This is a genomic window from Mesocryomonas lacus, from assembly GCF_055730135.2.
This window is the reverse complement of record NZ_JBUZWE020000001.1, coordinates 379,862-405,294: the sequence shown is the minus strand read 5'-3', so window position 1 is coordinate 405,294 and position 25,433 is coordinate 379,862. Positions and strand designations below refer to the sequence as shown.

At 67.2% G+C, this 25,433-nt stretch carries 20 protein-coding genes; 13 read left to right on the top strand and 7 right to left on the bottom strand.

The genetic code is table 11. The annotated features are described in order from the left end of the window. Positions 1-5: 5 nt before the first annotated feature. Both ACZLZY_RS01910 and ACZLZY_RS01905 read right to left on the bottom strand, forming a co-directional pair. Positions 6-860 carry an ABC transporter permease subunit gene (locus ACZLZY_RS01910; protein ID WP_496253507.1) on the bottom strand — a complete coding sequence of 285 codons (855 nt, stop codon included), beginning with the start codon at positions 858-860 and terminating at the stop codon, positions 6-8. A gap of 124 nt (positions 861-984) precedes the next feature. Further along, positions 985-2,052, bottom strand: a complete 1,068-nt coding sequence (locus ACZLZY_RS01905) for an ABC transporter substrate-binding protein (protein WP_472931723.1) — start codon at positions 2,050-2,052, stop codon at positions 985-987. A gap of 364 nt (positions 2,053-2,416) precedes the next feature. On the opposite strand from ACZLZY_RS01905, the gene ACZLZY_RS01900 reads away from it, so the two are divergent. The 3 genes from ACZLZY_RS01900 to speB are packed head-to-tail and all read left to right on the top strand — an operon-like array spanning position 2,417 to position 5,443. Then, positions 2,417-3,175, top strand: a complete 759-nt coding sequence (locus ACZLZY_RS01900; RefSeq protein ID WP_472931722.1) for an MBL fold metallo-hydrolase — start codon at positions 2,417-2,419, stop codon at positions 3,173-3,175. Beyond that, positions 3,172-4,377, top strand: a complete 1,206-nt coding sequence (locus tag ACZLZY_RS01895; RefSeq protein ID WP_472931721.1) for an aminotransferase — start codon at positions 3,172-3,174, stop codon at positions 4,375-4,377. Before ACZLZY_RS01900 ends, ACZLZY_RS01895 begins: the two co-directional genes overlap by 4 nt. Beyond that, a complete protein-coding gene (speB, locus tag ACZLZY_RS01890) occupies positions 4,370-5,443 on the top strand; it encodes an agmatinase (protein WP_472931720.1) in 1,074 nt (357 codons plus the stop codon). Before ACZLZY_RS01895 ends, speB begins: the two co-directional genes overlap by 8 nt. A 22-nt stretch (positions 5,444-5,465) precedes the next feature. Here speB and ACZLZY_RS01885 read toward each other — a convergent pair whose 3' ends face one another. The 3 genes from ACZLZY_RS01885 to ACZLZY_RS01875 all read right to left on the bottom strand — a co-directional run bounded on the left by ACZLZY_RS01885 (position 5,466) and on the right by ACZLZY_RS01875 (position 8,622). Then, on the bottom strand, positions 5,466-6,104 hold the full coding sequence (locus tag ACZLZY_RS01885; protein ID WP_472931719.1) for a hypothetical protein: 639 nt from the start codon (positions 6,102-6,104) through the stop codon (positions 5,466-5,468). Between the two features lie 96 nt (positions 6,105-6,200). Beyond that, positions 6,201-7,712: a carnitine 3-dehydrogenase gene (locus ACZLZY_RS01880; RefSeq protein WP_472931718.1), complete on the bottom strand. Its 1,512-nt coding sequence runs from the start codon at positions 7,710-7,712 to the stop codon at positions 6,201-6,203. Between the two features lie 4 nt (positions 7,713-7,716). Further along, positions 7,717-8,622, bottom strand: a complete 906-nt coding sequence (locus ACZLZY_RS01875) for a beta-keto acid cleavage family enzyme (protein ID WP_472931717.1) — start codon at positions 8,620-8,622, stop codon at positions 7,717-7,719. Positions 8,623-8,726: 104 nt separating this feature from the next. Here ACZLZY_RS01875 and ACZLZY_RS01870 point away from each other — a divergent pair, with 104 nt between their 5' ends. The 7 genes from ACZLZY_RS01870 to ACZLZY_RS01840 all read left to right on the top strand — a co-directional run bounded on the left by ACZLZY_RS01870 (position 8,727) and on the right by ACZLZY_RS01840 (position 18,142). Beyond that, a complete protein-coding gene (locus tag ACZLZY_RS01870; protein WP_472931716.1) occupies positions 8,727-9,704 on the top strand; it encodes a GlxA family transcriptional regulator in 978 nt (325 codons plus the stop codon). Positions 9,705-9,996: 292 nt separating this feature from the next. Beyond that, positions 9,997-11,586, top strand: a complete 1,590-nt coding sequence (locus tag ACZLZY_RS01865) for an ABC transporter substrate-binding protein (RefSeq protein WP_472931715.1) — start codon at positions 9,997-9,999, stop codon at positions 11,584-11,586. After that, a complete protein-coding gene (locus ACZLZY_RS01860; protein WP_472931714.1) occupies positions 11,586-12,701 on the top strand; it encodes an ABC transporter permease in 1,116 nt (371 codons plus the stop codon). The genes ACZLZY_RS01865 and ACZLZY_RS01860 overlap by 1 nt, the downstream gene beginning before the upstream one ends. A 9-nt stretch (positions 12,702-12,710) precedes the next feature. Further along, the gene (locus tag ACZLZY_RS01855) at positions 12,711-13,532 is read left to right on the top strand and encodes an ABC transporter permease (protein WP_472931713.1); all 822 of its coding nucleotides are present in this window, start codon (positions 12,711-12,713) and stop codon (positions 13,530-13,532) included. Further along, the gene (locus tag ACZLZY_RS01850; protein ID WP_472931712.1) at positions 13,529-15,163 is read left to right on the top strand and encodes an ABC transporter ATP-binding protein; all 1,635 of its coding nucleotides are present in this window, start codon (positions 13,529-13,531) and stop codon (positions 15,161-15,163) included. The genes ACZLZY_RS01855 and ACZLZY_RS01850 overlap by 4 nt, the downstream gene beginning before the upstream one ends. A gap of 479 nt (positions 15,164-15,642) precedes the next feature. After that, positions 15,643-15,852, top strand: coding sequence for a hypothetical protein (locus tag ACZLZY_RS01845; protein WP_472931710.1), 210 nt, complete (start codon positions 15,643-15,645; stop codon positions 15,850-15,852). Positions 15,853-16,138: 286 nt separating this feature from the next. Continuing rightward, positions 16,139-18,142, top strand: coding sequence for a CocE/NonD family hydrolase (locus ACZLZY_RS01840; protein WP_472931709.1), 2,004 nt, complete (start codon positions 16,139-16,141; stop codon positions 18,140-18,142). Positions 18,143-18,178: 36 nt separating this feature from the next. On the opposite strand, the gene ACZLZY_RS01835 is transcribed toward ACZLZY_RS01840, so the two are convergent. Beyond that, positions 18,179-19,081, bottom strand: coding sequence for an alpha/beta hydrolase (locus ACZLZY_RS01835; RefSeq protein WP_472931708.1), 903 nt, complete (start codon positions 19,079-19,081; stop codon positions 18,179-18,181). Between the two features lie 134 nt (positions 19,082-19,215). Then, a complete protein-coding gene (locus tag ACZLZY_RS01830) occupies positions 19,216-19,911 on the bottom strand; it encodes a TetR/AcrR family transcriptional regulator (RefSeq protein ID WP_472931707.1) in 696 nt (231 codons plus the stop codon). A gap of 188 nt (positions 19,912-20,099) precedes the next feature. Here ACZLZY_RS01830 and ACZLZY_RS01825 point away from each other — a divergent pair, with 188 nt between their 5' ends. The 3 genes from ACZLZY_RS01825 to ACZLZY_RS01815 are packed head-to-tail and all read left to right on the top strand — an operon-like array spanning position 20,100 to position 25,341. Then, positions 20,100-21,164, top strand: coding sequence for an efflux RND transporter periplasmic adaptor subunit (locus ACZLZY_RS01825; protein WP_472931706.1), 1,065 nt, complete (start codon positions 20,100-20,102; stop codon positions 21,162-21,164). Continuing rightward, the gene (locus ACZLZY_RS01820) at positions 21,161-22,234 is read left to right on the top strand and encodes an efflux RND transporter periplasmic adaptor subunit (protein ID WP_472931705.1); all 1,074 of its coding nucleotides are present in this window, start codon (positions 21,161-21,163) and stop codon (positions 22,232-22,234) included. Before ACZLZY_RS01825 ends, ACZLZY_RS01820 begins: the two co-directional genes overlap by 4 nt. Then, entirely contained in the window at positions 22,231-25,341 is a 3,111-nt protein-coding gene (locus ACZLZY_RS01815) for an efflux RND transporter permease subunit (RefSeq protein ID WP_472931704.1), read from the top strand. Before ACZLZY_RS01820 ends, ACZLZY_RS01815 begins: the two co-directional genes overlap by 4 nt. Positions 25,342-25,433 lie beyond the last annotated feature (92 nt).

The window sequence follows — 25,433 nt, the reverse complement described above, 5'->3', positions numbered from 1 at the left end:
GTCTCTCAGGCCAGCGTCGCGCGGCGCAGCACGCCGGAGAAGGTGGCGAAGACGGCGATCACCACGCCGAGGATGATGAAGGAGAGCGCTGCGCCGAGCGGCCAGTTGAAGGCTTGGGTGAACTGGTCCTCGATCACCGTTCCCATCGTCACCCCGACCGTGCCGCCGAGAATACGCGGCTCCATGAAGCTGCCGATCACCGGCACGAAGATCAGGATGGCGCCCGAGACGAGGCCGGGCATCGCCATCGGCACCAGGATCTTGCCGAGGATCACCCACCAGCGCGCCCCAAGGCTCGCCGCCGCCTCGATCACCGTGTCGTCGATGGTAACGAGGGCGATGTAGCAGGTGAGCACCATATACGGGAGGTAGCCGTGCACGAGGCCGAGGATGATCGCCGGCTGGGTGTAGAGGAAGCCGAGCGTCGGCGCGCCCGGCCAGACCGTGCGGGCGACGGCGTCGATGAAGCCGCCTTCCCGGATCACCATGGTCCAGGAGAACACGCGCACCAGCCCGTTGGTCCAGAACGGCAGTAGGACGAGGATCAGCAGCGTCTCGCGCACCCGGCCGGCGGTCGCCTTCGCCAGCGCCAGCGCGGCGAGGAAGCCGGCGACGGCGCAGATCCCGGTCGTCCAGAGCCCGATCGAGAGCGATCGCCAGGCGACGCCCCAGAGATAAGGCTGGTCCGCGAAGGCGCGGTAGTTCTTCAGCGTCCAAGCCACCGGCTTCGAGCCCATCGGCGTCGCCGTCAGGAAGCTGAAGACGAACATGGTGGCGAGCGGCAGCAGGACTGCCAGCGTCAGCCAGGCATAGGTCGGCAGCAACAGCGCTGCCGTCGCCGCCCAGCTTGGCAGGCGCAGGTCACGGGTGCGGACGGGAGACGTCGCACACGCAAATCCGTCCGGGGACGGATTTGCTGTCGCCGAACCGGCCGCCGAAGCGTCCGGTTCGCGGTGCGCTGAATTGGCGGCTGACGCCCCCAATTCAGCTGGCATAGAACGCCTTCACCTCGGACCAGAGGCTGGCGAAAGCCTCGCGCCGCTCGTCCGGGATCGGCGCCATGAAGCTCATCGACGTCAGATATTCCGGCTTGTGGACAAGGCGGCTGACATCATCCGCCGGCAGCTTCTCCATCGCCGCGGCGCTCGCCGAGGCCGGGGCGCCGATCTTCGTCGCCCATTCGGTGTAGAAGTCCGGGCTGATCATGTAGTCGATGAATTTTGCCGCGCTCTCCTTCTTCTCGGACGTCGCGGGAATGGCGAGGCTGTCGAACCAGCCGATGGCGCCTTCTTTCGGCACCACGAACTCGACCGGCAGCTTGAAATTGCGCTGCGAGCGCACCGAGGCGCCGGACCAGTAGACCGAGAGGTCGAACTCGCCGGCCGAAAAGGCCTTGTTCCACTGGTCCTCGCTCGACCAGATGGTGCGCACGTTCGGCTTCAGGTCCTTCAGCGTCTTCATCACCGCCGGCAAATCCTTCGGATCGTTCATGTCCTGCCCGGTCAGGAAGGCGCCGACCGCGACCGCCGTGACCGCATCGTCGTAGAGCCCGACCTTCTTGGCATGCACGGGATCGGCGAGTGCAGCATAGCTGTCAGGCTTCGGCGTCCCGGTCCGGAAAGCCAGCGCGTTCATGCCCCAGACCCAGGCGACGCCGTAGCTCTTGCCGTCGGCGATGAGGTCGGGGTTGTCGCGCAACTGCGGCGACAGGCCGGAAGCGTTGGCAAACTGCGCGAAGTCGATCGGCTCGAGCAGGCCGTCGGCGACCGCCTGCTGCGTGCGCGCGCAGTTGACGAGGACGACATCGTAGACGCCGGGATTGGTCCGCAGCTTGGTCAGCATTTCCGGCTCGGAATTGAAGTAGTCGCTGACCACCTCGATCCCGGTCTGCTCCTGAAAGATCTTCAGCGCCCATGCCTCGTCGGTGCCATAGCCTTGCCAGTTGAGAACGGTGATGGTGTCGGCCGCCCGCGCCCGGCGCGGCAGGCCGAAAGCACCGGCGGCCACGGCCGCGGTGCCGAGCGACAGGATGGTGCGCCGTGTGAGTGTCATGTCGATCCTCCCCTGCCGGCGTGCCGGTCGACCGGCCGCACGGATGTCCACCCGCTTCGTCCGCTTGGCCATCGACGGGCCAGGGCCGGTCGGCGGGACGGATTGGCTGCCACATAAACGGGCGCGGCACGGGCGCGTCAAGCGCTGCCGTCAGGGGAAGACGCGCAACGCCCGAGCGTGGCGCGGCGCGGACGCCGGCCCGCCGGTCACCGCGTCGGCGGGCTTGTCCGGCCGGGCCATCTGTCGCAGGCTGGCGGCGGCCCGGCCATGCCGCGACCCGGACACCGCGCCGGCGACCGCAGCGCCGCCCACACCATCGTCGCGACCGGCCGCAGCGCCGCGTTCGCCCTCCCGGAGATCGCTCTTGCCCGCTCCCGTCGATGCCGCCGACAGGTCCCGCGCCTCCGCCCTCGACTGGTACGATACGCGCCGCCTCAGCGACGGCGTCACCTGGATCATCGAGCCCTTCATCGAGCCGTTCTACCGCTGCAACATCTGGCATGTCCGCGGCCGCGACGGTGACATGCTGGTCGACAGCGGCATGGGCGTCGTCAGCCTGCGGGAGCAGATCCCGCTGGTCAGCGAACGGCCGCTGCAGGCAGTCGCCAGCCACACGCATTTCGACCATGTCGGGTGTCACCATGAGTTCGACTGCCGCTGCGTGCACGCGGCGGAAAGCCATCTCCTCGCCGCGCCGACGCGGGCGAACACGCTCGCCGATCCCTACGTCACCGACGCCATCTTCACCCGCCTGCCGCCTTTTCCCTATGCCTCCGCGACCTATGCGGTGAAGGCGGCGCCCGCGACGCGGCTGCTGGCCGACGGCGACGTGATCGATCTCGGCGACCGCCACTTCGAGGTGATCCACACGCCCGGCCACTCGCCCGGCGGCATTGCGCTGTGGGAGGCGGCGAGCGGCCTGCTGTTTTCCGGCGACATCGTCTACGACGGACCGCTGATCGAGGACACCTACCATTCCAACGCCGCCGATTATGTGAAAAGCATGGAGCGGCTGCTGGCGCTGCCGGTGCGGCTCGTGCATGCCGGACACTTCGCCAGCTACGACGCAGACCGGCACCGGGCGATCATCCGGGCCTTTCTGGACGGCAAGGACAGAGCATGACCAATCCCTTTCTCGCACGCGTCGCCGCCCCGCCGATCGGCCAGGCCGCCCTTTGGGCTGCGGGCTATGACGGCAGTCACGGCCCGCTGATCAACCTCAGCCAGGCGGTGCCCGGCGAGGCGCCGCCCGCGGCGATGCTGGCCAAGCTTGCCGAGGCCGCCGGCCGCGACGATGCCGCCCGCTACGGGCCTATCCTCGGCGACACCGCGCTGCGCAACGCCTATGCCGCGCACGTCTCGGCGCTCTACGGTACGACGATCGACCCGGCGGAAACCGGCATCTCGGCCGGCTGCAACCAGGCCTTCTTCGTCGCGATGATGACGGTGGCAAAGACCGGCGACGCGGTGATCCTGCCGGCGCCCTCCTACTTCAACCACACCATGACGCTCGACATGCTGGGCATCGAGACGCGCACCCTGACGACCCATGCCGAGGATGGGTTCCTGCCAGACCCCGCCCGCATCGAGAGCATGATCGACGGCAAGGTCAGGGCGGTCGCCCTCGTCTCGCCGAACAACCCGACCGGGGCGATCTATCCGCCGGCGCTGATCGCGGAAATCTTCGCGATCTGCCAGAAGCACGGCATCTTCCTGATCCTCGACGAGACCTATCGCGACTTCATGCCGGAATCGCAGACCCCGGCGCACGACCTCTTCCAGCGGAACGGCTGGCGCGAGACGCTGGTCTGCCTCTATTCCTTCTCCAAATCCTACGCCATTCCCGGCCACCGCATGGGCGCGATCACCGCCTCGGCGGGCTTCCTCGACCAAGCCGGGAAGGTGCTCGACTGCCTGCAGATCTGCGCCCCGCGCCCGCCGCAGCCGGCCCTCGTCTGGGCGATCACCGCGCTCGCCGACTGGCGGCAGGAGAAGCGGGCGGAGATTTTGACGCGCGCGGACGTCTTCCGGAAGACCATGGCAGATCACCCGGACTGGCGGATCGAGCAGGTCGGCGCCTATTTCGCCTATGTCCGCCATCCCTTCCACGGCACCCCCTCGGCCGTCGTCGCCGAAAGGCTGGCGCGCGAACTCGGCGTCGTGACGCTTCCCGGCAGCTTCTTCGGCGCCGGCCAGGACGCGCACCTGCGCATCGCCTTCGCCAACGTCTCGGCGGAACGGATCGCCAGCCTCGGCGAGCGGCTGGTCACGGCGCGCCAGATGTTCGGCGCCCCGGCCCGCACCCCGGAGAGCGTCCATGGATAAGTCCCGTCTCGACCGCTTGCGCGAACGCTATTCCGGCGCGAACGAGTCCGCGCTTTACGATCCGCACTTCGCCGCGGTCGCCGCCCACCAGATCAACCCGAGCGGCACCCGCATCGCGCCCTATGCCGGCCTGCCGACGCTGCTCGACGCCCCCTACCGGGCCGTCACCTGGCCGGCGCCGGACCTTTCGGACCTCGACGTCGCGCTGATCGGCGCGCCGATGGATCTCGGCGTCACCAACCGCAACGGCTCGCGCTTCGGCCCGCGGGCGCTGCGCACGATCGAGCGCGTCGGGCCCTACAACCATGTCCTGCGCACCATGCCCTCGGCCGAACTAAAGATCGCCGACATCGGCGACGTGCCCTTCCGCAGCCGCTTCGACCTCGACAAGTCGCACGAGGACATCGCCGCGGCGATCGCGACCATCCAGGCGGCCGGCGTAATCCCGCTCACCGTTGGCGGCGACCACTCGATCTCGCTGCCGATCCTGCGCGCGCTCGGCCGCGACCGTCCGGTCGGCATGATCCACATCGACGCGCACTGCGACACCAGCGGCATGTTCGACGGCTGCAAGTTCCACCATGGCGGGCCGTTCCGCCAGGCGGTGCTCGAGGGCGTGCTCGACCCCGAGCGGACGATCCAGATCGGCATGCGCGGCACGGCGGAATATCTCTACGAGTTCTCGGTGGAGTCCGGCATGACGGTGGTTCATGCCGAGGAGATCGCTGGCATCGGCCTCGCCGCTTTGTCGGAACAGGCCAGGCGCGTCGTCGGCGACGGCCCGGTCTACCTCTCCTTCGACATCGACAGCCTCGACCCCGCCTTCGCGCCGGGCACCGGCACGCCGGAGATCGGCGGCCTGTCGACGCGGGAGGCACAGGCCCTCATCCGCGGCCTCGCCGGCATCGACATCATCGGCGGCGACGTCGTCGAGGTCGCCCCGCAATACGACGCGACGACCAACACGGCGCATGCCGGGGCGCAGATGCTGTTCGAGATCCTGAGCTTGATCCCGTTCAAGCCGGGGATGGCGGATTTGGCGAACACCGTGACGGCGACGCGGTAACGACCGGGCCGACGCTGAAGCGTCAGCGCAATAACCCCTCGTCGGCAAAGCCTTCCCACCCCTTCAGGTCCGACGCCATCGGCTCCTGAAGGTTAGGCTTGCGACGGGCCGGCGTCTTGGGGGCACCCTTTCCGGCGCGCGTCAGGGCGGCCTTGCCGGCACCCCGCCGGCGGGCCTCCGCGCTGGCCGCTTTGTCCTCCTCGCGCCAGAGGGCCGGCCGGTCGCGGTCGAGAACGTCCTCGATGTGCCGGGGATCGAAGACGTGGAAGGTGACCGCCTTGGCGCGGCCGCGCAGCTTGACGGTGCGGGTTCCCGCGCTCTCGAGGCGGCCGTCCTTGGTCCAGCGCAGCCGCTCGCGCGGCGCGATGGTCAGGATATCATCGACTTCGCGCGGCAGCAGCGGCAGGTCCGCTATGCCCGCCAGCGTCGCGGCGACGATGGCCGACGCCTGCTCGAACCGATCCTTTTCCTCCGCCGGGATGCTGAGGCGAAAGACGTCGTCCGCCCGCTTCAGACGCTTCCGGTCGGGGAACGGCAGTTTTGCGAGGATCTCCCGCTCGATCCCCTTGGCGCGCACCGCCGATCCGAAAGCCGCGGCGGTCGGAAACGGCCATTCGGCGACGAGCAAGGCGGCAGCGGGGGTGGAGGGCTCGGCGTTCATCAGACGTGAACGACGGTCCCTGCCGTTTCTTTCCATGCCGCGACGCGGCGATCGGCAGTCGCGTCTCGGCTGCGCGGATTTTCCGGCGCCTGTCGCCTACCGCTTCTGCCCGACCGACCGCCCCGCCGCCTCGGGACGCGCGAGACCGGCATGGCCCTCCGCCAGACGAACGAGCGTCGTCGCCATCGCGCCTTCCGCCGGCACGACCTTGCCGCTCGCGGTGTCGACATGCAGCAAAAGGTGCTCGCCGGTCGCAACTGGATCGCCAGCGGCATTGGTGACGGTGTGGAAGAGGTGCAGGCGTTTCGGGTCGGTCGAGAGGACCTGCGTCGCGACGCTCAGCCGCTCGCCGACCTTGCACTCCTTCAGATGCCGGAGGTGGGACTCCGCGGTGTAGAAGCTGTGGCCGCCGGCGAGATAGGCCTTGAGGCCAATGTGGAAGAGCAGCGCGTCGGTGGCGTCGCCGAGCACCTGCAGGTAGCGGAACTCGGTCATGTGGCCGTTATAGTCTGCCCATTCCGGCAGGACGGTCGCGTGGTGGAGGACCAGCGGCTGGGACGGGTCTGATGCCGAGACGGTAGCGGCGACAGGCGCCGCGGGAGCAGCGGCACTGGCCGTCTGCGCCAGATGCGCCTCGTAGGTGTTCAAGAGCTCCCCCGCGCCCCAGCCGGCGCCGCCGTTCTGCCGGGCGAGCGCGTGCATGATGGCGACCAAGTTGTCGTCGCGGATGCGCTCGAGTTGGCGGATGGAGAGGCCCGCGGCCTGCGCGTCGGACTGGTCGGAGATTTTGTCGACCAGCGCGTCGGTGAGGTCCGGCACGTCCATCAATTTCGTCCACGGCCATTTCAGGCAAGGACCGAACTGCGCCATGAAATGGCGCATGCCGGCCTCGCCGCCGGCGATGCGGTAGACTTGGAAGATGCCCATCTGCGCCCAGCGCAAGCCGAAGGAATAGCGGATGACGTCGTCGATCTCCTCGGCGGTCGCGACATCGTCGTTGACCAGCCACAGCGCCTCGCGCCAAAGCGCCTCGAGCAGCCGGTCGCCGATGAAGGCGTCGATCTCCTTGCGCACCACCAGCGGCTTCATGCCGAGTCCGGCATAGAAGCCGCGCGCCGTGTCGATGACGGCGGCATCGGTCGCCTTGCCGGCAACGAGTTCCACCAGCGGCACGAGATAAACGGGGTTGAACGGGTGCGCGACGAAGAGCCGGCAGGGATATCTCAGGCCCGCCTGCAGGTCCGACGGCAGGAGGCCCGAGGTCGACGAGCCGATCAGCGCGTCCGGCCTGGCATGCGCGTCGATCTCGCCGAGGATCCTCTGCTTGAGGTCGAGCCGCTCCGGCGCGCTCTCCTGGATCAGGTCGGCGTCGTGGACGGCCTCGACGAGCGTCGCGACGAAGCGGACCGTTCCGAAGCGCGGCTTGGCGCCCGGGACGAGCTGGGCGAAGGCCCGCGCGGCGTTCTCCATCAGGCCGGCGAGCTTGCGCTCGGCTTCCGGATCGGGGTCGTAGACGGCGACGTCGAGTCCGTTCTGGGCGAAGCGGGCGACCCAGCCGCCGCCGATGACGCCGCCGCCGATGACAGCGGCTTTCGTGAATCCCGCCATTGTGTTACGCCCGCTTCCTGAGTTTCAGCTTTTCGCGCGTCTCGGCCGGGCCGATGACCCGGGCGCCCATTGAGGTCAGCGTCGTCTTGGCGGCGGCGACGAGGTCGCCGTTGGAGGCGAGAACGCCCTTGCCGAGCCAGAGGTTGTCCTCGAGGCCGACGCGGACATTGCCACCGGCGAGCGCGGCGAGCGCAGCATAAGGCAGCTGGTTGCGGCCGATGGAGAAGGCCGAGAAGATCCAGTCCTTCGGCAGGTTGTTCACGATCGACATGAAGGTGCCGATGTCGTCCGGCGCGCCCCAGGGGATACCCATGCAGAGCTGGACGAGGATGGGATCGTCGAGCAGGCCCTGCCCGGCCAGCCATTTTGCCAGCACGAGATGTCCGGTGTCGAAGATCTCGATCTCCGGCCGCACGCCCAGTGCCTGGATCTGCCGCGCCATCTCGCGCAGCATGGCCGGCGTGTTGGTCATGACGTAGTCGCCCTCGCCGAAATTCATCGTGCCGCAATCGAGCGTGCAGATCTCCGGCAGGAGATCGGCGACATGCGCGAGCCGCTCGGTGGCGCCGGCCATGTCGGTGCCGACGGTCGCTGGCGGCAGCGGGTTCTCGACCGAGCCGAATGTGATGTCGCCGCCCATGCCGGCGGTAAGGTTGATGATCACGTCGACGCCGGAGCCGCGGATGATCTCCACCGTCTCGCGGTAGAGCGCGAGGTCGCGCGAGCCTTGCCCCGTTGCGGGATCGCGGACGTGGATATGGGCGATGGCAGCGCCTGCCTCGGCGGCCTCGATCGAGGCGGCGGCGATCTTGGCGGGAGTCACTGGCACCTTGGCCGACCGTCCGGTGGTGTCGCCCGCGCCAGTGACCGCCGCGGTGATGAAGACGTCGCGGTTCATCGCCAATGCCATGTGTGCTGATCCCTCTCGGCCATGCCGGTTCCTGACAGAGGGATCGTGCCGAAAATCGATCTCATCCGCGATACCAAACCCGCCGGTTTTGATACGCTATGCGCATGGCCTCGATCTTTTCGCCGAGCGACGAGACCCTTTCGCTCGACCTGCTCGTCCTTCCCGACGTCTCGCTGCTGTCGCTGGCCGCGACGCTAGAACCGCTGCGGGCCGCCAACCGCGTGTCGGGCCGCGAACTCTACCGCTGGCGCCTCGTCTCGCCCGATGGGCGCGCCATCACGACGTCGAGCGGCCTGCGGATCGACGTCGACGCGGCTTTCCAGCCAGACTCGGACGCCGTAGCGCTGATTGTCATCGCCGCCTTCAATGTCCTGCGGCACGCGACGCCGGCCCTGCTGCGCGGCCTGCGGTCCGCGAGCCGGCGACGGACGGCGCTCGGCGGCGTAGAGGCCGGCGCCTGGGTGCTGGCACTGGCGGGCCTCCTCGAGGGACACCGGGCGACGACGCACTGGGAAGACCTCGAGGATTTTTCCGCGCGCTTCCCCGGGATAGACGTCCGGCCGAGCCGTTTCGTCGTCGACGGCGACCGCTTCACCACCGGCGGCGCCTCGCCCGCTCTTGACATGATGCTGGATCTCATCCGGATACGGCAAGGCTACGCGCTGGCGCTGAGCGTCGCCAGCGTCTTCATCTACGACCGCGCGCACACCGGCGAGGACCCGCAGCCGAGCGTCTCGCTCGGCAGCCTCGGCTGGTACGAGCCGCGGGTCGCCGCAGCGATCCGGGCGATGGAGGAGCGGATCGACATGCCGCTACCGATCCACGAGATTGCAGCCCGCCTTGGCATCGGCGTCCGGACGCTGGAGGCGCAGTTCCACCAGCATGTCGGGCTGTCGCCGCGGGCCTTCTACGGCCGGATGCGGCTGGAAGCCGGACGACGAATGGTGCTTGAAACTTGTGACGATATGTCGTCTGTTGCAGCACGCTGCGGATTTCATTCCGCTTCCGCCTTCGCCCGCGCTTTTCGTGAACGCTATGGCAGCAGCCCTTCCGCCGCCCGGACTGCAAGAAGAAACCAGTAGACATCGTCTAATGGAGCGCCTTTGCTCTGACCTTGACGTCTAACGTCACCGCGTTGCAACATAAAGCGGCATCGACCGCCTGATTTTGCCGCATCCACCGGCTTCGATACTGAATTTATTCGCTGTCAATATTTGATTGTTAAACACGACACTTGATGTCGCATGTGGACTGCTTGGGAATTCGCGGGATGGATAGCGTCCCTTTCGAGCCAGTGAACATCTTTGAACCCCTGAAACAGACCCTCCATGGCGGCTCGCCAGGGGTCTTGCAGAGCCCTTCCAGGAGACGAGCATGAGCGATTACCTGAAGTTTCTCGCCGCCGAGGTGACCCGCAGCGGCATGAGCCGTCGCGAGTTCATGGGGCGGGCTCTGGCGGCTGGCGTCAGCCTGACCGCGGCGGGATCGCTCTATTCGACCAGCGCCTCCGCGCAGACACCGGTCAAGGGTGGCGCACTGAAGCTCGGGCTCGAGGGCGGCGCCGCCACCGACGTGCTGGACCCCGCCAAATACCTGTCGCAGGTTCTCTTCGTCATCGGCCGCACCTGGGGCGACATGCTGGTCGAGAGCGACCCGCTGACCGGCCAGCCGGTCGCAGCGCTCGCCGAATCCTGGGAGTCCTCGGCGGACGCCAAGACCTGGACGTTCAAGATCCGCAAGGGCGTGCAATTCCACGACGGCAGCGAGATGACGCTCGACGACGTCGTCGCGACCCTCAAGCGCCACACCGACGAGAAGTCAGAGTCCGGCGCGCTCGGCGTGATGAAGTCGATCGGCGAGATCAAGGCGGAGGGCGGCAACCTCGTCGTCACCTTGCCGGAAGGCAATGCCGACCTGCCGCTGCTCCTGTCCGACTATCACCTCATCATCCAGCCGAAGGGCGGCTTCGACAAGCCGAACGCCGCCATCGGCACCGGCCCCTACAAGCTGGAGAGCTTCGAGCCGGGCGTGCGCGCGACGTTCTCGAAGAACACCAACGACTGGCGCCAGGACCGCGGCTACGTGGACTCGGTGGAGATGATCGTCATCAACGACGCCACCGCGCGTGTCGCCGCGCTGTCCTCGGGCCAGGTGCACTTCATCAACCGCGTCGACCCGAAGACCGTGAGCCTCCTCAAGCGCTCGCCGAAGATCGACATCCTGAACACGTCGGGCCGCGGCCATTACGTCTTCATCATGCACTGCAACACGGCGCCGTTCGACAACAACGACCTGCGCATGTCGCTGAAATACGCGATGGACCGCGAGGCGATGGTGAAGACCATCCTCGGCGGCTACGGCAAAGTCGGCAACGACTTCCCGATCAACGAGACCTATGCGCTGTTCCCTGAAGGCATCGAGCAGCGGGCCTACGACCCTGACAAGGCGGCCTTCCACTACAAGAAGTCTGGTCATTCCGGCCCGGTCCTGCTGCGCACCTCGGACGTCGCCTTCCCCGGCGCGGTCGACGCCGCCGTGCTCTACCAGGAGTCGGCCAAGAAGGCCGGCATCGAGATCGAGGTCAAGCGCGAGCCGGGCGACGGCTACTGGACCAATGTCTGGAACGTCCAGCCGTTCTCCACCTCCTACTGGGGCGGCCGTCCGACGCAGGACCAGATGTACACCACCGCCTACACCTCGAAGGCCGACTGGAACGATACGCGCTTCCTGCGCGAGGACTTTGACAAGCTGCTGCTCGAAGCCCGCGCCGAGCTCGATGAGCCCAAGCGCAAGGACATGTACCGGACGATGGCGATGATGGTCCGCGACGAGGGCGGCGTGATCCTGCCGATGTTCAACGACTTCGTGAATGCCGCCCAGAAGAGCGTGAAGGGCTATGTCCACGACATCGGCAACGACATGTCGAACGGCTTCGTGGCCACGCGCGTCTGGCTCGAAGCCTGATGGCGCTCGGGCCTTCCGATGCCAGTGGCGTCACCGGCCGGCTGCCGGCGGGTGACCCGCTGGCGGTGGCCGGTCAAGGAGGAGGCGTCCTCGCCGCTCCGGCGCCGCCACCGGCCGCAGAAAGGCCCGGCGCCTCCGCCTTCCAGCGCCTGCGCGGCGAGTACCCGCTGGCCTGGATGATCCTGCAGCGGCTGGTGCTCAGCCTCGTCCTGCTCTGGGCCGTCTCCCTGGTGCTGTTCCTCGGCATCCAGGCACTGCCCGGCGACTTTGCGCAGACCTATCTCGGCCAGTCCGCGACGCCGCAGGCGGTCGAGAATATCCGCCGCGAGCTCGGCCTCGACCAGCCGGCGGTGACCCGCTACCTCTCCTGGCTCGGCGGCGCCGTCCAGGGCGATTTCGGCACGTCCTGGGCGTCGAAGAACTCGATCTCCGACCAGCTATCGAACCGGCTCGGCAACACGCTGTTCCTCGCCGCCTTCGCCGCCCTCGTCTCGGTGCCGCTGGCGATCGGGCTCGGCATGCTGTCGGTGCTGTACCGCGACCGCATTCCGGACCGGATCATCAACATCTTCTCGCTGGCGGCGATCTCGTTGCCGGAGTTCTTCGTCGGCTACCTCTTCATCTTCCTGTTCGCGATCACCCTCGGCTGGGTGTCCTTCCCGTCGACGGTCTATGCCGGCATGCCCTTCCTGGAGCGGGTCGAGGCGATCATCCTGCCTTGCGCGACGCTGGTGCTGGTGGTGCTCGCGCACATGATGCGGATGACCCGCGCGGCGATCCTCAACGTCATGGCCAGCCCTTATGTCGAGACCGCCGAGCTGAAGGGCCTCAGCCGGATGCGGATCATCGCGCGTCATGCCGGTCCCAACGCCATCGCGCCGATCATCAACGTCGTAGCGCTCAACCTTGCCTATCTCGTCGTCGGCGTGGTCGTCGTCGAGGTGGTGTTCGTCTACCCCGGCATCGGCCAGTACATGGTGGACGCGGTAACCGTCCGCGACATGCCGGTGGTGCAGGCCTGCGGCCTCCTCTTCGCTGCCGTCTACATCGTCCTCAACATGATCGCCGACATCCTCGCCATCGTGTTCAATCCTCGCCTCCGGCACCCGAAGTGAGGGCCTGACATGCGTCTCCGCAGCATTCCCGTCTCGGCCTGGATCGGCTTTGCCGGCATCGCCCTCGCGCTCTTCTGCGCCCTCTTCGCGCCCTACATCGCGCCCTATGGCGAGCGCGAGGTGGTGGGCGAGGTCTGGGAGCCGATGGGCGCGACCTTCCTCCTCGGTACCGACAATCTTGGCCGCGACCTCCTCTCGCGGCTGATTTTCGGCGCCCAGACCACCATCCTAGTGGCGTCCTGTGCGACGCTCCTGTCGTTCTCGCTCGGCGTCCTCCTGTCGTTCACAGCGGCTGTGCTGAAGGGCTGGACCGATCAGGCGCTATCGCGGCTGAACGATCTGATGATGGCGATCCCAACGCTGATCTTCGCGCTGGTGGTGCTGGCCGTGCTGCCGCAGAAGCTGTGGATCCTGATCTCGGTGATGGCGGTGCTGGATAGCACCCGCGTCTTCCGGCTCGGCCGCGCGGTGGCGACCGACATCGTGGTGATGGACTTCGTCGAGGCGGCGCGGCTGCGCGGCGAAGGAACCGGCTGGATCATTTTTCGCGAGATCCTGCCGAATGCCTTGTCGCCGCTGCTCGCCGAGTTCGGTCTGCGCTTTGCCTTCTCGGTGCTGTTCCTGTCGACGCTCTCCTTCCTCGGCCTCGGCATCCAGCCGCCGGACGCCGACTGGGGCGGCATGGTGAAGGACAACAAGGACGGCATCATCTTCGGCATTTCGGCTGCGCTGATCCCGGGGGCGGCGATCGCCTTCCTCGCCATCTCCGTCAACCTCGTCGTCGACTGGCTCCTGAACCGGACCTCCAGCCTGAAGGGAGGCCGCGGATGACCGGCGACCTTTTGCGCGTCCGTGACCTCCAGATCGAGGCGCGGATCTACCCGCCCGGCGAGGCGCCGCGCGACATCACCATCGTCCACGGCGTCTCCTTCGACCTCCAGAAAGGCAAGGTGCTCGGCCTGATCGGCGAGTCCGGTGCTGGCAAATCGACCATTGGCCTTGCCGCGCTCGGCTACGGCCGTGGCGGCATCACGCTGTCGGGCGGCACCGTCACGCTGAACGGCGTGAACCTCATCAGCTGCAACGCGGCCGGCTTGCGCCAGCAGCGCGGCGCCAAGGTCTGCTACGTCGCGCAGTCGGCGGCGGCCGCGTTCAATCCCGCCTACCGGCTCGGCGACCAGATGATCGAGGCGGCGCTGAAGCACGGGCTGATGACCCGCGAGGAGGCGCGCAAGAAGGCCGACCACCTGTTCAAGATCCTCGGCCTGCCGAACCCCGAGACCTTCGGCCGGCGCTATCCGCACCAGGTGTCCGGCGGCCAGCTGCAGCGGGCGATGACGGCGATGGCGCTCCTCCCCTCGCCCGACCTCATCGTCTTCGACGAGCCGACGACGGCGCTCGACGTGACGACGCAGATCGACGTGCTCGTCGCCATCAAGCGGGCGATCGAGGACACCGGCACGGCGGCGATCTACGTCACGCACGATCTCGCGGTCGTTGCGCAGATCGCCGACGACATCATGGTGTTGCAGCACGGCAAGACGGTGGAATACGGCACCACGCGGCAGATCCTCGAAGCCCCCGCGATGGACTACACGCAAAAACTCGTCGCCATCCGGCACAACGGCAAGGACGAGGCGCCGGACCAGAGCGACCGGCTGCTGACGATCGACCACGTGGACGCCGGCTACCCCTCGGGCCTGCGCGTCCTGCACGGGGTCTCGATGCACCTGCCGAAAGGCCAGACGCTCGCCGTCGTCGGCGAGTCCGGTTCGGGCAAGTCGACGCTGGCGCGCGTGATCACCGGGCTCTTGCCGGCTCAGAACGGCCGCATCGTCTTCAAGGGCCGCGAGCTGCCGGCCAAGCTCAAGGACCGCCAGCGCGAGGATCTGCGCAAGATCCAGATGATCTACCAGATGGCGGACACGGCGATGAACCCGCGCCATACGGTGGCCGAGATCATCGGACGGCCGCTGACTTTCTATTTCGGCCTGCGCGGCACGGCCAAGCGGGCGCGCATCGAGGAACTGCTGGAGGAGATCGAGCTCGGCGGGACCTTCGCCGACCGCTTTCCGGCCGAGCTTTCCGGCGGCCAGAAGCAGCGCGTGGCGATCGCCCGCGCGCTCGCCGCCAAGCCCGAGCTCATCCTCTGCGACGAGCCGACCTCGGCGCTCGACCCGCTGGTCGCCGACGGCATCCTGAAGCTGCTGATGCGGCTGCAGAAGGAGACGGATGTCTCCTACCTCTTCATCACTCACGACATCGCGACCGTCCGCGCCATCGCCGACAGCGTGGCGGTGATGCACCGCGGGAAGCTGGTGCGCTTCGGGCCGAAATCGAAAGTGCTCGCGCCGCCGTTCGACGACTACACCGACCTGTTGCTGAAGTCGGTGCCGGAGATGCGGGTGGGCTGGCTGGAAGAGGTGCGCGATCAGCGGCGGATGGCGGCGGCGGGGAATTAGGGGAGTGCCGCCATGGCTCCGAGTTCCAGACTCCCGCTTACGGAGGCGGGACGCGAGCAGATTAAACTGCGCGCGAATTTCCTGAACGGCATTGCGGTCGCGACTTTTGCGGTCGGAACACTCGGGCCCCTGACAAAAGCATTTCTGGAAATGCCAACCGGCCGATCGGCGCTTATTGTTGGTGCGCTGTTCGCATCTGTTTGCCTTTGCGCCAGCGGCATCCTACATTTCCTCGCATACAGGCATTTAAGGGAGATGGATCGATGACCCTTGGCCAGATCATGCTGTTGTCCATGATCCCTGTGGGAGCACTCGCGATGGCTGTGTTTACCCATTTCCTCGGTAAGTGGATGCCGCCCTCCCGCGCGGCGTTAGCCCATACCGCCACAAGTCGTTCAGGTTCGGCATCGGATCGACATTCGGATTAGGAGCTTTGCGGAACACCTCAACGCTTGATCCGACACCTCCTCAATAAAGTCATGACGACCATCATCGAGATCAGCAGGCAAAAGGCGACCGTGTCCTATGACGCGGAGGTCGGCATGTTACGCGGCGCGTTTGTTGGGCTGACCGCCGGGGCGGATTTCTATGCGGAGGATGCTGCAAGGCTGGTAGAGGAAGGTGCGATTTCGCTACGCGTCTATTTGGAAGGATGTGCGGAGCACGGCATCGAGCCCTTTCAGCGATAAGCTGGGCTGTCCCATGAGGTCGTCATCCCGGCCTTAAGCCGGGATCCATTCCTCCGCGCCGAGCTTGGCATGTCGTTTCAGAATACTGAGAGGGTCGACCATTGCCCCGCTCATTCAAGGATTTGGAATGGATCCCGGGCGAAACAATTGGTTTCGCCGCGGTCAAGCCCGGGATGACGAAGCTGAGAGCTTGTCCGGGTTCCGTTTCAACCGTAACGCTGCCTTGTTTCAACATCGCAGGTCGGGCAGAGCGTAGCCTCGCTTCCCGAAAAATTCGAGACCGCGCATGCCCCATACCGTCATCGAGAACACCTGGATCCCGCTCGCCGACGGCACCAAGCTCGCCGCCCGCATCTGGATGCCGGAGGGCGCAACGTCCGTTCCTGCGGTGCTGGAGTACCTACCCTACCGTAAGCGCGACGGCACCTGCCTGCGCGACGAGGCGACCTATCCGACCTTCGCCGAGGCGGGCTATGCCGGCGTGCGTGTCGACATACGGGGATCGGGCGAATCCGACGGGGTGATCGACGGGGAGTATACGCCGCGCGAGCTCTCGGACGCGCTGGAGGTGATCGACTGGATCGTCGCGCAGCCGTGGTCCTCGGGTGCCGTTGGCATGATGGGCATCTCCTGGGGCGGGTTCAATTGCTTGCAAGTGGCGGCGCTGAAGCATCAGGCGCTGAAGGCGGTGATCTCGCTCGCCTCGACCGTCGACCGCTACAATGACGACATCCACTACAAGAACGGCTGCCACCTCTCGGCGAACCTGTCCTGGGCGTCGAACATGCTGGCCTACCAGTCGCGCGCGCCCGACCCGGCCATCGTCGGCGACCGCTGGAAGGCGATGTGGCTGGAGCGGCTGGAGGGCGAGCCGTTCATGCTGGAGGAATGGCTGCAGCACCAGCGGCGCGACGCGTTCTGGCAGCACGGCTCGATCGCCGAGGATTTCGGCGGCTTCCCGGTGCCGGCGCTGGTGATCGCCGGCTGGGCCGACGGCTACCGCAACACCCCGCTGAAGGCGGTCGAGGGGCTTGGCGACCGCGCCAAGGCGCTGATCGGCCCGTGGGTGCACAAGTATCCGCATTTCGCCTTTCCGAAGCCGCGGACGGACTTTCTCGGCGAGGCCGTGCAATGGTGGGACCGCTGGCTGAAGGGCACCCAGAACGGCATCGACGCACTGCCGCAAGTGCGGGCCTACATCCTCGACGGCCCGAAGCCGGCCCGCCGCCGCGACGCGGATCCCGGCCGCTGGGTGACCGTCGAAACGTGGACAGCGCCGGAGACGCTGGAGCTGCGCGGAAAGGTTGGCCAGACGCTTGTGGCGGAGACGGCGGCGAACGAGATCGACGCGGCAGCAACAGGCGGCGTTGAAACGCATTACCTCAAGTCCCCCCAGGATACCGGCACCATGTCGGGCGAGTATTTCACCTTGAAGCCGGACGCCGAGATGGCCGGCGACCAGCGGCTGGACGATGCGGGATCGCTGGTGTTCGACACTGCCCCCCTCGCCGAGCCGATCGAGATCCTCGGCCAGCCCCGCCTGTCCGTGACGCTGACGCCGGAGACCGCGTCCGGCAATCTGATTGCCCGCCTCGTCGACGTGCATCCCGACGGGACGGCGACGCGCGTCGCCTTCGGCGTACTCAATCTTGCCCACCGCGGCGGCAATGCCGCGCCCCAAGCGCTGGTGCCAGGCGAGCCGGTGACGGTGCAGCTTGCGCTCGACGCCTGCGGCTATCGCTTCAACGCCGGCCACAGCCTGCGGCTGTCGCTGTCCACCGCCTACTGGCCGATGGTGCTGCCGGGACCGGCGGATGGCGGGGTGACGATCGAGACCGAGGGACTTGTCCTGTCGCTGCCGCTGCTCGGCGATGCCCGGACGATCGATATCCCCGCGCCGGCCAACCCGAACCCGCTGCCGACCTACATCGAGCATGCGCCATCGGTGACGCGGCGGGCGGTGGAGCGCGACCTCGGCGCCGGCGTCACCCACTACCATATCCTCGAGGACACCGGTCTGTTCGAGCACCCGGACACCGGGCTCTCGACCCGCCAGGTGCGCGACGAGACCTGGTCGATCGCCCCGGACGATCCGCTGTCGATGACGGGCGAGTCGCGCTGGATCACTGAGATGGCCCGAGAGGGTTGGTCAACGCGGACAACGACGGTGGCGCGCATCGCTTGTACAGCGAGCGACTGGCTGATCTCTGCCGAGGCGGTCGCCTTCGAGGGCGAGGTCGAGGTTCACCGAAAGACCTGGGAACGGACGATCGCGCGCGACTTCATGTAAGGCGCGCGGGCCCGGACGCCGTTTGGCGCCCTTCCCTCACCGGGCCAGCGCGGCGACACCCTTGCACAGCGCCGCGAAGGCAGCAGCAGCGCCGGGGCTGACATGGCGGGCACGCAACCAGGCATGTACCATCTGCGGCTCCTCGCGGAAGGTAACGTCGACGCCGGCCTCGGCGAGGCGCGCGGCATAGAGCCTCGCATCGTCGCGCAGCGGATCGAAGTGCGCGGCGGTGATGTAGGCCGGCGGAAGACCCTCGAAGCGCTTGGCCCGCAGCGGATGGGCGACGACGTCGTCCTCGCGGGCCGCGTAGACGCGGCGGTAATAGGCGACGTCGGCGGTGGTAAGGCCCGGCGCCTCCGCCATCTCGGCATAGGAGCCGGTCGCGAGGTCGCCGCCGAGGCCGGGATAGATGAGGACCTGTCCCACCACGCCGAACAGCCCTTCGGCACGGGCGCGCACCGTCAGGCCCGCGGCGAGGTTGCCGCCGGCGCTGTCGCCGACGACCACGACGCGGCGGCCGTCGACCAGCAATTGCCGGAGCACCTGCATGGCGTCGTCGGACGCGGCGGGGTGGCAGTGTTCGGGCGCCAGGCGGTAGTCGACGGCGATAAGCTCGGCGCCGGCTGCCTCGGCGATCTCGGCGGTAATGGCATGGTGGCTGTCGAGCGAGCCGACGACGAAGCCGCCGCCGTGCAGATAGAGAAGCGTCGCCGCCGCGGTGCGCCGCGCCGGGCGGTAGAAGCGGACGGGAATGGAGCAGAGCGCGCCATCCTCGACGACGAGTCCCTCGGGCAGTGGGGCGTCGAAACCCTGGCACATTTCGTCATACCACCGGCGCTGCTGGTCGATCGAGGCGTCGACAGCGTCCGGCGGATAGAAGCCATCGACGCGGGCCTGGTAGGCAAGGATCTCCGGCTCGGTCGGCGATGGCTGGCGCATGGGCGAACTCCGTGGGCGATTGCCCGACGGGGTAGCGCGTCAGGCGCACAATGCCAATTGGCGACCGCAGGACGCCGCTTCCCCTACCCGGCTCGCACTGCCCTGTAGAAAATGCTGCGCTCAAGGGCGCGGTGTCAGGCAGCTGCTGAGGGGACGGCGCCGGGCACCGCATAAGCGGCGAGGAAGAGCGCAATGCCGCTGTCGACCCGCTTCTGCACATCGGCGGCCTGCATCGGCTCGAGGCCGAGCATCTCGTGCATCGGGATCTCGCAGGAAATGAGGGCCAGGAACTGGACGGCCGCGAGATGTGGATCGGGAACGACGAGGCGGCCGCGGGCATCGGCCTCGCGGAGGAAGGTGCCGATGCGCTCGTGCAGCATGCGCGGACCTGCCTCGAAGAAGATGCGGCCAAGCTCGGGAAAGCGCGGCACCTCGGCGACGATGACGCGGTAGAGCCCCATCGCGGTGCCGGTGACGAACATGCTGACGAAGTTGCGCGCGATCGTTTTCAGCACGGCCTCGATGTCGTCCGAGCCTCCGCCTTCGGTCCAGATGTCGCCGGAGATGCCGATGCACTGCTCCTCGACCAGAGCGGCAAACAGCGCTTCCTTGCTGGCGAAGTGGGCATAAAGGGTCGCCTTCGACACCTTGGCCGCGCGGGCGATCGCATCGGTCGAGACGGCATCATAGGGCTGCGCAAGAAACAGCCGGTGGGCTGCGTCCAGCAGCTGGGCGACTTTGGCATTGGATCGGTCCGGCGACTTGCAGAGGCCGGAAAAGCACGCCGCGATCGATTCCTTGATGCGCGAGCGCCCGGGCGTATTGACCATAAAACGGCAATTCTTCAGGTCCGAGAGAAGACGATTGACACTTCTCAATCCGAACGGCATCAGTCAAGACTGAACTGAACGGTTCAGTTCTATTTCTTGCTCTCGAGGCTTCGATGCGCCCGATCTCCCCTTCCCGCCGATCCCCCTTCCGCCTGCTGGACCCTCGCAGTTCAAAGCGGGCGGGCCTGATGCTGGCGCTGCTCGGCGCGGCATCGCTGGCGGCCTGCGGCGACGAAGCCCCGCCACCGCCGCCGAAGCTGACGCCTGTGCGCGGCGAGACCGTGGTGCGCAAGCCGTTTGCTCCGACGGTGACCTTGACCGGCTCGATCGCCGCCCGGATCGAAAGCAACCAGTCCTTCCGCACCAGTGGGCGGATTGCCAACCGGCTGGTCGATGTCGGCGATCACGTGGAAAAGGGGCAGGTTCTAGCGACCCTCGATACCGAGGAGCAGCAGGCAGACCTCGCCGCCGCCAAGGCCAGCCTCGGCGCCGCCGAGGCGACGCTGCGCCAGGCGCAGACGACGCTCGATCGACAGAAGCAGCTGCTGACGGGCGGCTACACCACCAAAAGCTCCTACGACAACGCCGCGGAGGCAGCCCAGACGGCCGAAGGCACGTTGGCCGCAGCGAAGGCCGACGTCGCCACCAACGAGGATCAGCTGGCCTACACCTCCCTGCGTGCCGATGCGGCCGGCATTATCACCGCCCGCAGCGCCGAGGCCGGCCAGGTCGTCGACGCTGCGCAGACGATCTTCAGCCTGGCGCAGGATGGCGAGCGGCAAGCGGTGTTCGACGTCTACGAATCCCTCCTGTCCAAGGCGCCGGCGGACGGAAAAGTGGCCGTCAGCCTCGTCAGCGACCCCAGCGTGACGGTGACCGGCGAGGTCGACGAGATCGCGCCGATCTTCGACACCACCGGCGGCACGGTGCGGGTCAAGGTCGGCCTCGGCGCCAACTTGCCGCCGGCGATGACGCTCGGTGCGGCGGTGGCGGGCTTCGCGACGCTGGAACGGCACGATGCGATCACCTTGCCGTGGACGTCTCTGTCATCCGATGCCGGCAAACCCTCGGTCTGGGTCGTCGATACCGCGACCAACAAGGTCGGGCAGCGTCAGATCGCCATCGAACGCTATCGGACGGGCGAGATCCTCGTCGAGGACGGCCTGAAGTCGGGAGACGTGGTCGTGACCGCAGGGGCGCAATTGCTGCGCGAAGGCCAGGTCGTCGCTCTGGACATGGGAGCCGCCCAGTGAGGAATGCCCTCTGCCTCGTGCTGCTAACGGTGGTCAGCCTCGCGGGCTGCAGCGAGGAAGCAGCGCCGCCGCCGCCCATCCGGCCCGTGCTCTCCGTCGTCGCCGCGCCGCAGACGATCGCCGACCGCGGCTTTTCCGGCACGGTTCAGCCGCGCTACTCCACCGAACGCGCCTTCCGCATCCTCGGCCGCATTGTCACGCGCGACGTCGATGTCGGCGACACCGTGGTTCCCGGCCAGTTCCTCGCGGCCCTTGACCCGACCGTTCAGGACCTGGCAGTCCGGTCGCTAGAGGCGGAGCTCTCGAAGTCCACCGCCCAGCTGACCAATGCGACCTCGACCGAAAGCCGGCAGAAGCAGTTGCTGGCCCGGACCGCCTCGACGCAGTCTGATCTCGATGCCGCCGTGCAGTCGCGCGAGTCGGCCGACGCCGCGGTGACCACGGCGCGCTCCAACCTTTCCAAGGCAAAGGAACAGCTTGGCTACACACGGCTGGTCTCCGATACCGCCGGCGTCGTGACCGCGACCGGGGCGGAAGTTGGCCAGGTCGTGGCCGCCGGGACGACCGTCATTACCATCGCCCAGGCGGAGGTGCGTGAAGCCGTCGTCGACGTACCCGACGACATCGCGAAGCAAACCCGGCTCGGCGACACGTTCGACGTGACGTTGCAGATCGATCCGAGCGTCAAGGCCGCCGGCAAGGTGCGCGAGATCGCACCGCAAGCCGATGCGACGACCCGCACCCGGCGCATCAAGATCACCCTCGACAATCCGCCGGCCACCTTCCGGCTCGGCACCACCATCACCGCGGCACGGCGCATCACCGGATCGGCCGGGATCGCGCTGCCGGCGACCGCGATCCTCGACAAGGATGGCAAGACATCGGTCTGGGTCGTCGACCCCGCGGCGATGACCGTGGCGACGCGCCCGGTCACGCTCGCCGGGAAGGAGAGCCAGGGCATGGTGACGATCGGCAACGGCGTCGATGCCGGCATGCGGATCGTGACGGCCGGTGTGCACAGCCTGGAAGAGGGCCAGAAGGTCAAGCTGAGCGAAGGAGCCGTCCCATGAACGGATTCAATCTTTCCGAATGGGCACTGCGGCACCGCTCGCTGATCTGGTACTTTATGCTCGTCTCGTCGCTGGCGGGGGTGATGTCCTACATCAACCTCGGTCGCGAGGAGGACCCGAACTTCACGATCAAGACCATGATCATCACGGCGCAATGGCCGGGCGCCTCTGTCGAGGACACGATCAACCAGGTCACCGACCGCATCGAGAAGAAGCTCGAGGAGCTCGACCAGCTCGACTACGTCCGCAGCCAGACGACGCCCGGCTCGACCACGATCTTCGTCAACGTGCGCGACACCATCCAGGGCGACGAGGCCGTGGGCGCGGCCTGGATCCGCGTGCGCAACATCATCGCCGACATCAAGGGCGAGATGCCGTCCGGCGTCCAGGGCCCCTTCTTCAACGACAGTTTCGGCGACGTCTACGGCAACATCTACGCCTTTACCGCCGACGGCCTCAGCCAGCGCCAGATGCGCGACTATCTGGAGGCGGCCCGCGCGAAAATCCTGACGGTGCCGAACGTCGGCAAGGTCAACCTGATCGGCGCGCAGGACGAGGTCGTCTACCTCGAATTCTCGACGCGCAAGACCGCCGCGCTCGGCATCAGCCAGTCGACGATCGTCACGGCGCTGCAGGAACAGAACGCGATCTCGCCCTCGGGCGTGATCGAGGCGAACGGCGAGCGCATCTCGGTGCGCGTCAACGGCCAGTTCTCATCCGAGGACAGCCTGCGCGGCGTCAATCTCTGGATCAACAACCGCTTCTTCCGCCTGTCTGATGTCGCAACCATCGCGCGCGGCTACGTCGACCCGCCGACATCGCTGTTCCGCTACAACGGCCAGCCTTCGATTGGCCTGTCGATCGGCATGAAGCCGGCAGCGAACCTTCTGGAATTCGGCGAAGCGCTGACCGAAGAAATGCGCCAGATCGAGGCGGATCTGCCCGTCGGCGTCGGCATCCACAAGGTCTCGGACCAGCCGAAGGTCGTCGAGGAGGCGGTCGGCGGCTTTACCAAGGCGCTGGCCGAGGCGGTGATCATCGTCCTCGTCGTGTCCTTCATCAGCCTCGGCATGCGCGCCGGCTTCATCGTGGCGCTGTCGATCCCGCTGGTGCTGGCGATCACCTTCGTCTTCATGGAAATCTTCGGCATTTCGCTGCAGCGCATCTCGCTCGGGGCGCTCATCATCGCCCTCGGCCTGCTCGTCGACGACGCGATGATCGCGGTCGAGATGATGGTGGCGCGGCTTGAGGTCGGCGATTCGCTGCACAAGGCGGCGACCTACGTCTACACCTCGACCGCCTTCCCGATGCTCACCGGCACGCTGGTGACGGTGGCTGGCTTCATCCCCGTCGGCCTCAACAACAGTGGCGCCGGCGAGTTCACCTTCACGCTCTTCGTCGTGATCGCGGTGTCGCTGCTGGTGTCCTGGGTTGTGGCCGTGCTGTTCGCGCCGCTGCTGGGCGTCACCTTCCTGCCGAAGACGATGAAGAACAAGCACGAGAAGCCGGGCCTGTTCACCCGCAGCTTCCGCGCCATCCTCCTGCTCTGCATGCGGCTGCGGTACCTCACCATCCTCGTCACCATCGGACTGTTCGCGACCGCCATCTACGGCATGGGCTTCGTCCAGCAGCAGTTCTTCCCCTCCTCCGACCGGCCGGAGGTGATCGTCGACTGGACGGCACTGCAAAGCGGCTCGATCACCGAGACCCGGGCGCAGATGGACCGCTTCGAGAAGAACCTCGTCGGCGACGAAGACATCGATTTCTGGTCCTCCTATGTCGGCCAGGGCGCCGTGCGCTTCCTGCTCTCCTACGACGTGCCGCCGGCGAGCCCCAACTTCGGCCAGATCGTCATCATGACCAAGAGCCTGGAGGCGCGCGAGCGCGTGCGAGCCCGGCTGAACGCGATCGCCGAAAAGGAGTTCGTCGGCACCGACGTCTTCGTCCACGCGCTCGACATCGGCCCGCCGGTCGGCCGGCCGGTGCAGTACCGGATCAGCGGCCCCGACATCCAGACGCTGCGCGGCTATGCCCAGGACGTTGCCGGCATCGTCGCGGACAACGCCAATATCGGACAGATTATCTACGACTGGAACGAGCCGGCACGCGTGGTGAAGGTCAACGTGCTGCAGGACAAGGCGGCGCAGCTCGGCGTCACCTCCGAGGACATCGCCTCGGTGCTGAACGGCATCGTCGGCGGCTCGACGGCGACGCAAATCCGCGACTCGATCTATCTCGTCGATGTCGTCGGCCGCGCCATGCCCTCGGAGCGCTCGTCGATCGAGACACTGGAGAACCTGCAGATCTCCGCCCGCGACGGCACCACCATCCCGCTCGCAGCGGTGGCGACCTTCCGCTACGAGCTCGAGCAGCCGCTGGTCTGGCGGCGCGGCCGGCTGCCGACCATCACGGTCAAAGCGGCGCTGGCAACGGCCGTGCAGCCGGCGACGGCGGTCGCCGAGATCCAGCCCAAGCTCGACGAATTCACCGCCAAGCTGCCGGCCGGCTACAGCATCGCCATCGGCGGCGCGGTGGAAGAAAGCGGCAAGGGCCAGGGACCGATCGTCAAGATCGTGCCGCTGATGCTGTTCGCCATGGCGACGATCCTGATGTTCCAGCTGCAAAGCTTCCAGCGGCTGTTCCTGGTGGTCGCGGTGGCGCCGCTCGGGTTGATCGGCGTCGTCGCCGCGCTGCTGCCCTCCGGGGCACCGATGGGTTTCGTCGCGATCCTCGGCATCCTGGCGCTGATCGGCATCCTGATCCGCAATTCGGTGATCCTGATCGTCCAGATCGAGCACCTGATCTCGGAGGGCGTGGCCAAGTGGGATGCGGTGCTGGAGGCGACCGAGCACCGGATGCGGCCGATTCTCCTCACCGCCGCCGCCGCCTCGCTAGCGCTGATCCCGATCTCGCGCGAGGTGTTCTGGGGGCCGATGGCCTACGCGATGATGGGCGGCATCATCGCCGGAACGGTGCTGACGCTGCTGTTCCTGCCCGCCATGTACGTCGCCTGGTTCCGCATCAAGGAAACGCCGAAGCCGACGGACAAGGAAGCGGTCGAGCCGATGCCAGCGACGCCGCCGATTGAGGGTCCGGCCACCGCCTGACCGACGCCCCTAGGCCGGCGGACGACGCCGGCCTCGGGATGACCGCTCGCAGCGGGGTTGAGCGGGGCGTCCGCGGCGACGAAAAGCCCGCC